Raw genomic sequence first — 15,545 nt, 5'->3', positions numbered from 1 at the left:
TACACAGATTTTTTGTATCTGTCAAGGCAGCACCTTTACAGGTATTCCTTACCAGTCCCTTTCTCGGCCTATTCCTCAGCTTCACCTTTTTCTATATCGTCTGCAAAAAGTCCGTAAACATATTTCTCAGCATCAAATGGCTGTAGATCATCCATTTTTTCACCGAGACCCACGAATTTGACCGGAATATCCAGTTCTTTTCTAATGGCGAGCACGATTCCGCCTTTAGCTGTACCGTCTAATTTTGTGAGTACGATCCCGCTGACATCTGTTGCTTCTTTGAATGTCTTGGCCTGTATCAAAGCATTTTGTCCCGTTGTTGCATCAAGGACTAAAAGAACCTCATGAGGAGCTCCAGGAATTTCCCGTTCAATGACTCTTTTCACCTTTTCAAGCTCTTTCATCAAGTTCACCTTATTTTGCAAGCGTCCTGCTGTATCGCATAGTAAAACATCCGCCTTGCGGGAGCTGGCTGCTTTAACTGCATCATACATTACCGCAGCAGGATCAGATCCTGCTGCTTGTTTAATGACTTCCACACCGACTCTTTCGCCCCATACCTCAAGCTGTTCTATAGCACCAGCACGGAATGTGTCGCCGGCTGCCAGCAGGACTTTTTTGCCCTCTGATTTAAAAGAGTGGGCGAGCTTTCCGATTGTGGTCGTCTTCCCGACTCCGTTGACACCCACAAACAGAATAACCGTTAAATTGTTTTCTTGGATATTTAGTTCGGAAGACGCATCACTGCCTCCCTCATAAATCTCTACAAGCTTTTCCGAAATAACCCCATGAACCTCATTAGGGTCCGTTATATTGCGGCGCTTGACCTCCATTTTCAGTTCTTCAATTAAATCCATCACTGTATCGAAGCCAACATCTGCCTGGATTAAAATTTCTTCAAGTTCTTCAAAAAAGTCTTCATCAACTTTCCGATATCTCGCCACAAGATCATTCAATTTTCCAGAAAAATTACCCCTTGTTTTCGTTAGGCCATCTTTAAACTTTTCCGTAACAGTCTCAGTTTGAGTTGTAAACTTTTCTTTAAGCTTTTTAAAAAAACTCATTCTTTCACTTCCTTTCTATCATGATTTGACTAGTTCTTTTGTTTCTTCAAGACGCACTGAGACAAGCTTGGACACACCTGACTCCTGCATCGTTACCCCATACAGCACATCTGCCTCTTCCATCGTTCCTTTGCGGTGGGTAATCACTATAAACTGAGTGCCTTCACTGTAACGCTTCAAGTATTGGCTGAAACGGTAAACGTTCGCTTCATCGAGTGCGGCTTCCACTTCATCCAGAATACAAAACGGGACCGGCCTTACCTTCAGGATCGAGAAAAGCAGGGCTATCGCTGTTAGTGCTCGCTCTCCTCCAGATAACAACCCTAAGTTCTGCAGCTTTTTTCCTGGAGGCTGGGCGACAAGTTCTACCCCTGTATTTAAAAGGTCGTCTGGCTGGGTAAGCCGAAGATCAGCACGCCCGCCCCCAAACAGTGCCTGAAACACAGTCTCAAAATGAGAGCGGATCGCTTCAAACGTCTGCTGGAAGCGCCTCGTCATTTCGACATCCATCTCCTGAATGACCAGATATAATGTGTCCTTCGCTTCTTGGAGGTCAGTTTTTTGTTCAAGTAAAAATTCATAACGTTCCGAAACACGCTCATATTCCTCAATGGCACCTAGGTTAACCACTCCAAGCTCATCAATCGATAGCTTAATCAATTTTACTTTTTTTGCTGCTTCATCAGCTGGAATCATAAGCGGATACTGTTCCTTAGCCGCTTCGTAAGTGAGCAGGTATTCTTCACGCAAATGACTGAGGCGGTTGTCAAGTTCTACATCAAGCCTGTTTAGCTTTACTTCTTCGTCTTTAAGACTTTCTGTCATCCCTCTATGCAGGCGCTTGAGCTCTTTCACTTCAAGCTCTTCATCTGCAAGCTTGCTTTGCAGCTGAAGCCGCTCTTCTCGCCTCATTGAAATAAGATTAAGTGTCTCCGTTTTATCAGCAAGCTTTTGCTGGGCAGCTTGTTCTAGCAATGACTCGCCAGAAAAGCTATCGGTCATTTCTGAAGATAGGAGGTTCAAATCTTCCTTCTGACTGTTCCAGCTTTGCTCACGTTCTTCGAGTTCCTGCACTGTCATTGTCAGCTTTTCGTTTGCATGAATCAGCTGCTCTTTTTTTGCTGCTAACGAAATTTTATATTCGCCAATAAATTGGGTCAAAGTTTCTCTTGAACTGGTATCCTGATTTTTCTGCTCTGTCAGCCTGGCCATTTCTTCATCAAGTTTTGCCAGTTCATTTTGGTACTTTTGAAGCGAAAGCGTGAGCTGCTGTTTTCGGGAGGCCATGTTTTCCTTTTCTTCAGAGAACTGGGCCATTTCCAGGTCATAAACAGATAATCGTTCATTGACATTTTTTACTTCAATGTCAATCTCACGCAGATCCCCTTTTAACGCTTGTTCCTTTATCCGAAAGTCTTCGCCTTGTTTACGAAGATCCTCTAGATTGGTCTCTCCTTGGAACAATTCAGCTTTTAAGGCTCTTACCCGCTCCTCCAGCTTGGCTGTTTTCGTTTCCATATCAGCCAGCTTCACTGTAAGATCATCAAGCTCTCCCTTACGGCTAAGCAATGAATTGTTTTTTTGTTTAACGGCTCCACCTGTCATAGATCCCCCAGGATTGACGATGTCACCATCCAAGGTAACAATTCGTGTCCGATACTGCAGCAAGCGAGCCAGTTCATTTGCTCCCTTAATATCACGGGCAACCAGAACATTGCCCAACAGGTTTCTAATTACTTCGACAAACTTGTTCTCATACTCAACTAAATCAGCTGCAACACCGATAAAAGCAGGGTTAGTTTGAGCTGCACTGAGCTGTGAGCCGCCAAGAAATTTGCCTTTCATAACATTTAAGGGCATGAAAGTTGCTCTGCCGAACCGATTCTGTTTCAGAAATCCAATTGCCGTTCTCGCATTTTCCTCTGTATCAACGACAATATTCTGCATCGCCCCGCCCAAAGCGATTTCAAGTGCAACCTCGTACTGTTTAGGCACCTTGACTAGCTCTGCAATGGCTCCTTCAATCCCTTTTAAGCGTGTTCCTCTTGCTTTTAATACTTCCTTGACACCCTGGAAAAAACCAGAATAGTCTTCTTCCATCTCTTCAAGCATTTCTTTTCTGGACTTAGCCTGCTGAAGAAACTGGTAAGCCTGGTACAAAGTTTTTTCCTGCTTTTCATATTGATTTTTCAATGATTCTAGCTTCCGCTGTTCTTCATAAAAAAGCTTTGCCTGATTTTCCAGATTAAACTGGGCTGCTTCAAGCAGACCGGCAATCTTTTCGCGTTTCTTGGCAATTTCTTCTCTCAACGTTATATATTTGCTATTCTCACCATCAAGACGGGAGCTTCTGGCAGACTGCTGTTCGGTCTGCTGGGTAAGGTAACCCAACTCGTTTTTAGCGCTTGCCTGTTGGTTTAATAGTTCTATATAATCACCCTTTAGCGCTTCCAGCAGTTCATCAGCATCTTCGCTAAATAGCTTAAGCTGGGCTTCTTTTTCTTTAAGTACCTTCCCAATTTCTGCCGCTTCTCCGTCCAGCTGTGCAACCACCTTTGCCTGCTGGGTTCGCTGGGTTTGCAGAGCTGTTATTTTAACCGAAAGCTCTTCAATATTTCGCTCTAACTGGGCTTTATTATGGGAGGCGTTTTTCTTTCGCTCTTTCAAGACTTCCTTTCGTCCTTCAAGCTTCTCCAGCTCTTCACTCGCATGCAAAAGAACTGTTTGGAGATCACTGACTGAATCATCAAGAGCCGCTAAGTGGTCCCGAAGCCTTTCAATTTCAGCTTCCTTTTTCTGCAGGCCGGCTGAGAGCCGTAATTCATCGGCCTTGTGATTGTCGAACTGGCCGGAAAGGTGCTCCCATTTGGCGTGAAGCTCTTCAATTTCATAGGCGGTCAGCGCTACTTCAATTTTTTCGAGCTCTTCTTTTTTCTCCAGAAAATCTTTGGCCATTGATGCTTGAATTTTTAATGGCTCAACCTGTGTTTCAAGCTCATGAATGATATCTGTGACCCGGTTCAAGTTTTCTTGAGTTTCAAAGAGCTTTGCTTCTGCCTTTTTCTTCCTCATCTTATATTTCAGGACACCGGCTGCTTCTTCAAAGATCGTCCTTCTCTCTTCCGGCTTACTATTTAGGATTTCCTCTACTTTACCTTGGCTAATAATGGAAAAAGCTTCTCTGCCGAGGCCTGAATCCATAAAGAGGTCAATAATATCCTTAAGCCTGCATGACTGTTTATTGATTAGAAAGTCACTTTCTCCAGACCTGTACACTCTTCTTGTTACACTTACTTCGTTAAAATCAATCGGAAGAGACTGATCCTCGTTATCAAGGGTCAGTGTCACTTCCGCAAAATTTAATGGCTTTCTAGAGTCGCTTCCGGCAAAGATGATATCTTCCATTTTTGCCCCGCGCAGTGACTTAGCCGATTGTTCTCCGAGAACCCACCTGATTGCGTCGGTAATATTACTTTTGCCGCTTCCATTAGGGCCGACAACAGCGGTGACGCCTGGGACAAAATCGACAGCAATTCGTTCCGCAAACGACTTAAAGCCGACTATATCTAAACGTTTAAGAAACACTTTTTGCTCTCCCTTTCGAGTTATAAAATATCATGATTGTCTTGGTCTTTGGTGACTGCTTGCAAAAGTGTTTTAAGCTTGTCCAGTGCCATTTGGGCTGCATGCTGCTCTGCTTCTTTCTTTGAACGGCCAGTGCCCGTTCCCAGGTCTTCTCCACTTAAATAAACTCTTGATTCAAATTCCCTATTATGGGCAGGTCCTTTTTCTGTTAAAATTTTATACTCGAGAATGCCGGCTCCGTCCCGCTGAACCAATTCTTGAAGCTGACTCTTAAAATCCATCACATGAGAAAAAGCACCATCATCAATTTTCGGATAGACCACTTTTTCTAAAAATGAGGTAACCGTTTCTAGTCCTTTATCTAAATATAATGCGCCAATAAACGCCTCAAAAACATCTGCAAGGAGTGCAGGTCTTGCTCTTCCACCTGTCATTTCCTCACCCTTGCCAAGAAGAACAAGCTCTCCAAATTGAAGTTCATTAGCAAACGCAACAAGCGAAGGTTCACATACGACAGCCGCACGCAGCTTAGTCAGCTCTCCTTCAGTCATCATTGGATATTTTTTATATAAGAATTGGGAAACAGTTAACTCCAAAACAGCGTCTCCGAGAAATTCAAGCCGTTCATTATCCTCATACGGCCTTCTGCGATGCTCATTCACATAGGATGAATGGGTAAAAGCCTGCTTTAGCAGTTTTTCATTTTCAAAGACAATTCCCTGTTTAGCCTGGAATTCTTTGAACTTGGTTTCTTTAGCGCGATTTATTCTTTTATCCTTCTCATTACCATTCTTGCGCATAGTGACTCCACCTTGATCAAAAATTTACACACTACTCTAGTTTACAAAAAAAACACAGAAACGCAAAGAAGCCTTTTTAAAAAAAGACCCTTTAACGGAAAAAAGTCTTAGCTACAGAAGAAAGCCCCGTTATAAAAACGGAGCTTTTTAAACAATCCAACAGTTACACTTGGCTATTTATGTAATTTACAGCATCACCAACTGTAGAGATTTTCTCAGCATCATCATCAGAGATTTCCATGTTGAACTCATCTTCTAATTCCATAACCAACTCAACTACATCAAGGGAATCAGCACCAAGGTCATCTTTGAAGGATGCTTCAAGTGTTACTTGAGACTCATCTACTCCTAAACGATCAACAATGATCTTTGTTACACGTTCTAAAACGTCTGCCATGCTCGTTCACCTCCCCTCAAGCCATTATAGATGATTTCTGTCAAATAATAAATGGATTAGCTATTTTTTCGATCGGCAGTTCGATGCTACATCACCATGCCGCCATTAACATGCAGCGTCTGGCCTGACATATAGCTGCTGTCCTCAGAAGCAAGAAATACGACTACTTTGGCAATATCGCCTGGTTCCCCGAAACGTGCAAGCGGAATTTGCTTGAGCATTTCCGTCTTAACCTCTTCTGTCAGCTTATCTGTCATATCTGTTGTAATAAACCCAGGAGCGACAGCATTAACCGTTATGCCTCTTGGAGCAAGCTCCTTAGCAGCTGTTTTAGTCAATCCGATCACACCGGACTTGGCAGCTACATAGTTTGCCTGGCCCGGATTTCCGCTGACACCGACAACCGATGAAATATTAATAATTCTTCCGCTTCGCTGCTTCATCATTTGTCTGCTAACAGCCTTTGTACAGAGGAACACGCCTTTCAGGTTTGTATTGATCACATCGTCCCACTCAGACTCTTTCATTCTCATTAGCAGATTGTCCTTCGTAATGCCGGCGTTGTTAACAAGAATGTCCAGCCTGCCAAAACGATCGACCGTTTCCTTAATCATTTCTGCTACTGCATCTGCATTAGCGACATCACCTTGGATGGCAGCGGCTTCTCTGCCCAGCGACTTAATTTCGTCTGCAACTTCGTTCGCTTTTGCCTCACTCCCAGCATAGTTGACGACAACATTAGCGCCTTCCTTTGCAAGTTGAAGTGCGATCTCTCTTCCAATTCCTCTGGAACCACCTGTAACAAGGGCAACCTTACCTTCAAGCTTCATTACACTTCCTCCTTTAAAACCGCAATTGCAGCCGAATAGCTTTCCTGATCAAAGACCGGCAATGTCTTGACAGTGCGGTCCACTTTCTTTACCAGACCTGATAGGACCTTCCCTGGACCAATTTCAATGAAAGTATCGACACCTGAATCAATCATCGTTCTTACCGAATCTTCCCATAACACAGGCGAATAAAGCTGTTCAATGAGTTTTTGCTGAATATCCAAAGCTGATTGCATAGGTTTTGCCGTAACATTCGCAATGACCGGTATTTCGGCTTCTTTTATGATGATGTTGTCCAGAACAGCTGCAAACTTATTGGCTGCAGGCTTCATCAGCGCCGAATGAAATGGCCCGCTGACCTCGAGCGGGATAGCCCGTTTCGCCCCTGCCTCCTTAGCGGCAGCACCGGCCAGTTCGACCCCTTCCCTCGTGCCAGATATAACAATCTGACCAGGGCAATTCAAATTTGCAAGCTGAACGGCGTGGCCGCTCTCTGAGATTCTTAACGTTACTTCCTCTAGCTTTACTCTATCAAGTCCTAGGATAGCTGCCATTGCTCCTTCACCATTCGGAACAGCCTCTTCCATCAGTTCGCCTCTTCTGCGTACTGCTTTTACACCATCCTCAAAGGAAAATGCACCTGAAGCAACAAGCGCAGTATATTCACCAAGGCTGTGGCCCGCGACAAAGTCAGGCTTAATTCCGGACTCTTTAAACAGCTGCAGAATTGCTATACTCGCAGTTAATAATGCAGGCTGTGCATTTGACGTTAAGGTTAGCTCTTCCTGCGGTCCTTCGAATATTAAGCGGGTCAGCTGATCTCCAAGGGCTTGGTCAGCTTTCGAAAAAATATTTTGGACATGTTCATGCGAGTCAGCCAGCGTTTTTCCCATTCCTACTGATTGTGATCCCTGGCCGGGAAACAAAAAAGCTATCTTTCCCATGATTAATTTCCCCTTTGTCCTGTTTATTGACTGATGTTTACCGGTTCTGTTTCAACCGCTTTTTTTATTGTTTCAGAAACATTATTCTCTACCATTTCTCTTGCCTGGCGAATCGAATTAAAAACAGCATTTGCATCTGAAGAGCCGTGTGCTTTAATAACAGGAGCCTTTAACCCGAAAAGGCCTGCACCGCCGTATTCTGTATAATCCATTTTATTTTTCAGCTGAACAAGATCCGGTCTAAGAACAGCAGCTGCCATCTTGCTTTTAAAACTTGATGTAAGGGAGGATTTTAGCATCTTAAAAACAGACATAGCCGTTCCCTCAATTGTTTTAAGCACCATATTACCAGTAAAACCATCGGTAACAACTACATCAGCAACACCTTCTAGCAAATCACGGGCTTCTACGTTGCCGATAAAGTTGATGTCTGCTTTCTCCAACAGGTCATAAGCGCTTTTGGTAAGCTCATTGCCTTTTTTCTCTTCCGTTCCGATATTCAATAGTCCTACTCGCGGTTTTTGAATTCCCCTGACCTTTGCTGTATAGATTGAGCCCATTAGTGCGTACTGCAGTAAATGTTCTGCTTTCGCGTCAACATTCGCTCCAACATCAAGCAGCAAAAATCCTTCTCCTCCGATTGTCGGAAGAGTGGGAGAGAGAGCAGGCCGCTCAATTCCGTCAATTCTGCCAACTATAAACAATCCTGCAGCCATCAATGCTCCTGTATTTCCTGCTGAAATACAAGCGTCCGCTTTCCCATCCTTTACGAGCTGTGCAGCGACCACCATTGAAGCGTTTTTTTTGCGGCGAACGGCTCTAACCGGCTCGTCTGTACTAAGAATCACTTCGTCTGTATGGATGATTTCAATATTTTTATCGCTGGATAAATGTTCTTTTATCTTACTTTCATCTCCAACCAGCGTTATATGTAAGTTCTCGTAGGTTTCTACAGCCTTAACTGCTCCTAAGACTATTTCTCTGGGGGCGTTGTCTCCACCCATAGCATCAATGGCTAGTCTCATCATATTCACCCTTATATTTATTTTTTAGAACGGTACATATCAAAATTGCCTTTAAACACGAGTTCACTATTTACGTAGCTATTAACTTCAACATTAGTCCGCCCAGTCTCTTCACTGATTTCGGTTACTTTTGCTTTCGCTATAATCCGTTCATTGAGTTTGACAGATCTCGTAAACTGTATATTGGCTTTCGCTGTTAGCGCTAGCTGATCATTTATGACAGCTACGGCGAGCGAATTTGCCTGGGCAAATAAATGATGCCCTCTCGCTATTTGGTTTCTGATGAATACATGTTCCTCTTTTACATCAAAAATCGAAATGGCACTATCATCAAGCTCAATATCGATAATTTCACCGATAACCTCTTCAAGCGGAAGCGATTTTACTTCATCCTCAAATCGCTTTTCAGCTACATGCTTTATTCTTTCCCTTAGTTCCGGAATAGATAGCTCAAGGCGGTCAAGTCTAATGGTCTGAATGCTGACCGAAAACTTATCGGCAAGATCTTCATCCGTTATAAAAGGATTGTCTTTTATGGTATCCGTCAGCAGCTGCTGACGTTCTTTTTTTGTTCGCTTCATCGTTAGATAACACCGTCCGTGATATTAAGACTAGGTACTAATAGTAGTATATAGATAAAAAAACTTGATTGCAAGAAGAAACTTAATGCTTAATCGAGGGAAAAGACACTCGATTTATTTAATCAAAGGTAAAAAATACTAGACGTTAACTGTTTACACAATAAGTCTAATCAAAGGTAAATACTGGTCTTTTTTAAAATCAAATCCCTATTAAACCACAAGCGGCAAAAAAAGAAGCAACTGCATGCTTCTTTTAGCTAATCAGTCTAGTTTTTCTCCTTTAAGCGCCCCGTTGGAAGCAAGGTAGGCCCGCAGTGGTTCATAATCGGGTGAGCTCCAGAATGCTTCTGACTGGATCAACTTAGTTGCATCGCTTCTCGCTGTTTCAAGAGCCCGGTAATCATGAACCATATCAGCCACTTTAAATTCAGGCAGACCACTTTGTTTTTTGCCAAAAAAATCGCCAGGGCCTCTTAGTTCTAGGTCTTTTTCACTGAGAACAAAGCCATCGTTTGTTTCTGCCATAATCCGCATTCTTTCCTTGCCAACTTCTGATTTTGGATCTGCCAGTAGAATACAGTAGGACTGGTCACTTCCCCGTCCTACGCGTCCACGAAGCTGGTGCAGCTGGGATAAACCGAATCTCTCTGCATCATAAATCACCATAACCGTGGCATTCGGAACATTCACGCCAACCTCCACCACTGTCGTCGATACGAGCACCTGAACTTCATTACTACTAAACTCCTTCATGACACTGTCCTTTTCATCTGAACTGAGCCGGCCATGCATGAGGCCAACCTTGTACTGGTCTGCAAAATGCATCGACAGTGTGATATGGACATCGATCGCATTCTGGACATCCAGTTTTTCTGACTCCTCAATTAAAGGACAAATTACATATGCCTGCCGTCCCTGCGCTAATTCTTTTTCCATAAAGCCGAGAACCCGGTCAAGCATATCATGCTTAGCCCAGTACGTTTCAATCATTTTCCGGCCAGCTGGCATTTCATCGAGCACCGACACATCCATTTCCCCAAACACAGTGATAGCGAGGGTTCTTGGAATCGGAGTAGCCGTCATAAATAACACATCAGGATTTTCGCCCTTTTCTCTTAAGACTCGACGCTGCTCGACGCCAAACCTGTGCTGTTCATCAGTAATGACTAGCCCAAGCCTTTTAAAATGGACCTCATCCTGTATTAATGCATGGGTTCCGATTAAGATATGTGTTTCCCCTTCGGCCAGGCTTGCAAGGATTTCTTTACGCCGCTTGCCTTTTACGGAACTTGTCAAAAGTTTTACGGTTATTGCAAACGGTTCAAGCATTTGTTTTAAGGACTCCGCGTGCTGCTCGGCCAAAATCTCGGTTGGTACCATTAGTGCTCCCTGAAATTCTGCTGTAACAGTGGCATATAAAGCGATTGCAGCAACTGCCGTTTTTCCTGATCCAACATCTCCTTGTAAAAGCCGGTTCATTCGATAGGGCGTTTTCATATCAGCCATAATTTCATTTACCACTCGTTTTTGTGCGCTGGTAAGAGGGAAGGGGAAACTGCCGATAAATTCTTTGACCTTTTCAAGATCATATTTTTGAATAATCCCTGGAGTCTGTTCTCGCTCTATTTTTCTTAAAGCCTGCATTTTCAATTGAAAAAGCAGGAATTCCTCATACACGAACCGCCTTCTCGCCTGTTTCATATCCTCAGAGGATAGAGGGAAATGCATGGATCGGATGGCATCACGCCGCCCAATGAGCTTATATTGCTGTAAAAGTGACTTTGGAAGAATTTCATCTATAGAACCATGAAACTGTGAAAAGGCATTTTTAATAATTCGCCTTAAGCCTTTTACACCCAGTTTTCCCTTTACAGCATATACCGGTTCAAAATCGCTCCCAGACGAAGCTGCCCCTGTTTTTATTTCGGTAGCTGTGATAGTAAGTTTATGCTGATCCCACTTTCCCGAAACAGAAACAGTATCATTGATTGAAATCTTCTGCTTCAAATAAGGCTGATTAAAAAACACAGCCATAACCAAATGCCGCCCGACAAGAAGCCTGACCGTCAGGCGAGATTTCTTTTTGCCATAATAGACAAGGGAAGGTTCACTATGAACCTTCCCCTCTATCGTCACCCTTTCTCCATGCTTTACTTCTGCAAGGTCACGCAGCCGATAGTCTTCAAAGCGATAAGGGAAGTGTTCGAGCAAGTCCTTTACTGTGTATAAATTCATGTCAGCCAGCTGCTCTGCAAGCTCCTCGCCGACACCTTTAATTGCAGTTATAGATTGATCTAATGGTTCAATCACGTTTATCAAGCGACATACCAAATATTTTGGCCTCCAGCTCACGGCCTGTCGGTGTTGCCGCTAACCCTCCCTGTGCTGTTTCTCTTAATGCAGAAGGCATTGTCTGGCCAATTTTATACATTGCATCGATTACTTCATCACATGGTATCCTGCTCGTAATCCCTGCTAAGGCCATGTCAGCAGCAACCATTGCATTTGCCGCCCCCATTGCGTTTCTTTTGACACAAGGGACTTCAACAAGACCGGCCACAGGATCACATACAAGTCCAAGCATATTTTTCAACGTAATTGCCATCGCCTGGGCACTTTGTTCTGGCGTACCGCCAGCCATTTCTACGATTGCAGCAGCAGCCATCCCTGAAGCTGAACCCACCTCTGCCTGGCAGCCCCCAGCTGCACCAGAGATAGATGCATTGTTGGCAACAACAAAACCGAACGCTCCAGCAGTGAATAAGAATGCGACCATTTCTTCCCGAGTAGGATTTAATTTATTTTTAACAGCAAAGAGCGTGCCTGGCACCACACCGGCTGATCCCGCTGTAGGTGTTGCGCAAATTGTCCCCATTGCAGCATTAACTTCATTCGTAGCTACAGCTTTACTAACTGCATCTAAAATGGTTTCACCTGAAAGGAAATTTCCTTTTTCAATATATTGCTGAAGAAGGACTGCGTCTCCTCCCGTTAATCCGGAATGGGACTTTACACCTTTAATTCCTTTTTCCACGGCTTGTTCCATGACAAGCAAATTCCGATCCATATTGGATAGAATATCTTCTCGTGACCGGCCCGTGACAGATACTTCTTGTTCAATCATAATTTCGGAAATTTTTTTGGATTGGCTTGTTGCGAGCTCTACTAATTCGGCTACATTTCTAAACATTGCCGTCTCCCCCCTCTTGATGAATACAGAATGTAAGCGGTGTCATATTTTTACGATATCAATCAACGATTTTGGTCACCTGAGTAATATTTTGGAGCTGCTCTACTTCTTTCAGTACTTTATCATCGATATTCTGGTCCACTTCGATAGTCATCAACGCTTGCTTACCTTTTTCCTTGCGGGAAACTTCCATATGCCCGATATTGATTTCATGCTTTGCAAGAATTTTAGAAACAGCTGCTATTGCGCCAAAACGATCATCATGAACGACAAGGATCGCAGGGTGGTGTCCAGAAAGCTTTAATTCAAAACCGTTAAGCTCAATGATTTCTACCTTTCCTCCGCCTATAGAAATCCCGACAAGCTCTAATTCACTCTTTTCGTCCCCTGTTGTGATTCTTACTGTATTCGGGTGGTCAGTCACGGCATCCTCTTCTGTGAATTTAATCTTCATACCAGCCGCTTTTGCGATTTTGACGGAGTTAATAATTCGCTCGTCAAACGTATCAAAATCGAGCAGCCCTCCCACAATTGCTACATCTGTACCATGTCCGCGGTAGGTTTTGGCAAAAGAGCCATAAAAGGATATATCAGCCCACTTTGGCTGACGGCCAAAAAGGCTTCTTGCGATTCTCCCAATCCTGGCTGCCCCGGCAGTATGAGAACTTGATGGACCGATCATAACGGGGCCAATAATATCAAAAACACTTCTATATTTCATGCCAACGTTCCCCCTTTGAATGCAGTCTCTGTTTTAAGGCACTTTAGGCCACAATGAAATAGAAGGGGCTGCCCCCTTCTATTCGTGACATACTATGAATTTATTATTAGAATGCTAATTTGTCCAGTTTAAACTTTTTCCGGTTTCGCAGCCTTACTCTATTGCAAAGATAAGTGCATATAGGGGCTGTTCGCCGTTATGGACTTCAACTTCCACGTCCGCGTACTTTTCTTCAACAAACTCAACCAAAGAGTCTACCTCTTCTTCAGAAGCATCTTCTCCTCTTAAGATCGTCAGAATCTCGGAATCTTCATCAAGCATCGATTTTAGAAGTTCCTTAGCAGCAGTCACTTTATCTTTATCTTTAATAATAATCTTTCCGTCCGCAATTCCCATAAAATCATCTTTTTCAATTTCAAGGCCATCAATGCTTGTATCCCGGACCGCGAAAGTTAGCTGTCCTGTTTTAACAAGCTTCAGCGCATCGGTCATTGCTTCCTCATTCACCTGTAAATCTGCAGAAGGATTGAAAGATAGAAGAGCAGTCATTCCCTGAGGAACCGTCTTTGATGGAATAACAACGACGTCTTCTTCAGCAACCTCAGCTGCCTGCTGGGCAGCCATGATAATATTTTTGTTGTTCGGTAATATAATAACCTTCTTCGCATTCACTTCTTTAATTGCCTTAACGATATCCTCTGTGCTCGGATTCATTGTCTGGCCGCCCTCGATGACGGAATGAGCGCCAATGCTGCGAAATAGTTTTGCAATCCCGCTTCCCATAGAAACGGTCACAATACCATACTCTTGCTTGGTTTTCTTTTGAGACATTTCTCCCGTACGAAGAGGTGTATGTGCCTCACCCACAATACTGGAATGCTGTTCTCTCATGTTTTCTATTTTTAAGTTAATCAGGCTGCCATATTTTTGGCCATACGAGAGTACATCACCAGGATGCTCCGCGTGTATATGTACCTTTACGAGCTCTTCGTCTGAAATTACAAGGAGAGAATCTCCGTAATTACTTAAATCCTGACGGAATTGCTCTTCAGAAAATGTTGTTTTTCCCAGCTTCTCAGGATCAATCTTCACCATGAATTCTGTGCAATAGCCAAATTCAATGTCAGCTGTGTTCATATGGCTTTGTACACTTCTATGGTGCTCTGCACTGACCAAATCAGTCATATTAGGCAGATTAGATGGCGAATCAGGAAGTTTTTCTCCCTTTAATTCAGCCAGGAATCCTTCATAAACGTAGACAAGGCCCTGCCCGCCGCTATCCACGACACCTACTTCCTTTAAAACAGGGAGCAAGTCAGGAGTACGGTCCAACGAAGCTTTAGCTTCTACAAGGATCTCTTCAAGCAGCAAAATAATATCTTCTTGTTTCTTAGCGGCTTGTACCGCTTTCCTGGCAGAGTCCTTGGCAACAGTTAGGATTGTTCCTTCTACAGGTTTCATTACAGCTTTGTAGGCTGTTTCAACGCCAATCTCTAAAGCTGCTGCAAATTCTTTTGACGATATAGTCGGTTTGTTTTCAATTGCCTTGGCAAACCCGCGGAAAAGCTGAGACAGAATTACCCCTGAGTTTCCGCGCGCGCCCATCAGCAGCCCCTTGGCCAAAGCTGTACCAACCTTGCCGATGTGCTCCTGAACATTGTTTTTTACTTCCTTGGCACCGGAAGTCATCGATAAATTCATATTTGTTCCGGTGTCTCCATCTGGAACAGGGAATACGTTAAGCGAATCGACAAACTTGGCATTTGCTGATAAATGATTTGCCCCTTGGATGATCATCTCTGCAAAACGCTTTCCGTCTAGAACTGTAATTGACACAAATCTTTCCTCCTCACTACGGGTTCGTAACACGAACACCCTGAACGTAAATATTTACCGATTCTACGGCTAATCCAACGGTTTTATCAAGAGTATACCTAACTTTTGATTGGACGTTGTGAGCAACCTCGGAAATTTTCGTTCCATAGCTGACAATAATATACATATCAATATGTACGTCTTCTTCATTTTCCTGGCGAACGATAACACCGCGAGTGAAATTCTCTCTGCGTAAAATATCGGTTAACCCGTCTTTGATCTGATGTTTGGAAGCCATTCCGACAATTCCGTAACAGTCGACCGCAGCACCGCCAGCAATCGTAGCAATGACATCATTGGATATATCAATTTGTCCGTACTTTGTTTTGAGTTCGATGGACATGAACAGTTCCCCCTTTGAAAAATTGCTCTTGACTATAGCCATTTTACTATAAGCCAGTCAATTTTGAAAGTCATACTCTACCAACTTAATATTGAGCTATATGCGAGGTTATATGTCAAGGTTTTTTTCTTGAAAGCTTTGTTTCTCTCCTATTGCATTAAAAATCGTTGTGTGATAAATTATTAAAGTA

At 43.4% G+C, this 15,545-nt stretch carries 13 protein-coding genes; all 13 read right to left on the bottom strand.

Annotated elements, in window-relative coordinates:
- Positions 1-68: 68 nt before the first annotated feature.
- Positions 69-1,064: a signal recognition particle-docking protein FtsY gene (ftsY, locus tag HRJ06_RS15735; RefSeq protein ID WP_174733898.1), complete on the bottom strand. Its 996-nt coding sequence runs from the start codon at positions 1,062-1,064 to the stop codon at positions 69-71.
- Between the two features lie 18 nt (positions 1,065-1,082).
- A complete protein-coding gene (gene smc, locus HRJ06_RS15730) occupies positions 1,083-4,649 on the bottom strand; it encodes a chromosome segregation protein SMC (protein WP_174733897.1) in 3,567 nt (1,188 codons plus the stop codon).
- Between the two features lie 20 nt (positions 4,650-4,669).
- Positions 4,670-5,449, bottom strand: coding sequence for a ribonuclease III (rnc, locus tag HRJ06_RS15725; RefSeq protein WP_174733896.1), 780 nt, complete (start codon positions 5,447-5,449; stop codon positions 4,670-4,672).
- 163 nt (positions 5,450-5,612) lie between these two features.
- Entirely contained in the window at positions 5,613-5,846 is a 234-nt protein-coding gene (locus HRJ06_RS15720; protein ID WP_174733895.1) for an acyl carrier protein, read from the bottom strand.
- An 86-nt stretch (positions 5,847-5,932) separates the two neighbouring features.
- Positions 5,933-6,676, bottom strand: coding sequence for a 3-oxoacyl-[acyl-carrier-protein] reductase (fabG, locus tag HRJ06_RS15715; RefSeq protein ID WP_174733894.1), 744 nt, complete (start codon positions 6,674-6,676; stop codon positions 5,933-5,935).
- The gene (gene fabD / locus HRJ06_RS15710) at positions 6,676-7,620 is read right to left on the bottom strand and encodes an ACP S-malonyltransferase (RefSeq protein WP_174733893.1); all 945 of its coding nucleotides are present in this window, start codon (positions 7,618-7,620) and stop codon (positions 6,676-6,678) included. Before fabD ends, fabG begins: the two co-directional genes overlap by 1 nt.
- Before the next feature lie 23 nt (positions 7,621-7,643).
- On the bottom strand, positions 7,644-8,645 hold the full coding sequence (gene plsX, locus HRJ06_RS15705) for a phosphate acyltransferase PlsX (protein WP_174733936.1): 1,002 nt from the start codon (positions 8,643-8,645) through the stop codon (positions 7,644-7,646).
- 17 nt (positions 8,646-8,662) lie between these two features.
- On the bottom strand, positions 8,663-9,226 hold the full coding sequence (gene fapR / locus HRJ06_RS15700; RefSeq protein WP_174733892.1) for a transcription factor FapR: 564 nt from the start codon (positions 9,224-9,226) through the stop codon (positions 8,663-8,665).
- A gap of 261 nt (positions 9,227-9,487) precedes the next feature.
- Positions 9,488-11,536, bottom strand: a complete 2,049-nt coding sequence (gene recG / locus HRJ06_RS15695) for an ATP-dependent DNA helicase RecG (protein WP_174733935.1) — start codon at positions 11,534-11,536, stop codon at positions 9,488-9,490.
- On the bottom strand, positions 11,529-12,416 hold the full coding sequence (sdaAA, locus tag HRJ06_RS15690; protein ID WP_174733891.1) for an L-serine ammonia-lyase, iron-sulfur-dependent, subunit alpha: 888 nt from the start codon (positions 12,414-12,416) through the stop codon (positions 11,529-11,531). Before sdaAA ends, recG begins: the two co-directional genes overlap by 8 nt.
- 58 nt (positions 12,417-12,474) lie before the next feature.
- Positions 12,475-13,137 (bottom strand): L-serine ammonia-lyase, iron-sulfur-dependent subunit beta, encoded by a 663-nt coding sequence (gene sdaAB, locus HRJ06_RS15685; RefSeq protein WP_174733890.1) that lies wholly within the window; start codon positions 13,135-13,137, stop codon positions 12,475-12,477.
- Positions 13,138-13,290: 153 nt separating this feature from the next.
- A complete protein-coding gene (locus HRJ06_RS15680) occupies positions 13,291-14,973 on the bottom strand; it encodes a DAK2 domain-containing protein (protein ID WP_174733889.1) in 1,683 nt (560 codons plus the stop codon).
- A 16-nt stretch (positions 14,974-14,989) separates the two neighbouring features.
- Entirely contained in the window at positions 14,990-15,355 is a 366-nt protein-coding gene (locus HRJ06_RS15675; protein ID WP_174733888.1) for an Asp23/Gls24 family envelope stress response protein, read from the bottom strand.
- Positions 15,356-15,545 lie beyond the last annotated feature (190 nt).

Source organism: Mesobacillus harenae, assembly GCF_013343715.1.
GTDB classification, from domain to species: domain Bacteria; phylum Bacillota; class Bacilli; order Bacillales; family Cytobacillaceae; genus Mesobacillus_A; species Mesobacillus_A harenae.
The sequence above is the reverse complement of the archived record's forward strand: the minus strand, read 5'-3'. Positions and strand labels throughout refer to the sequence as shown.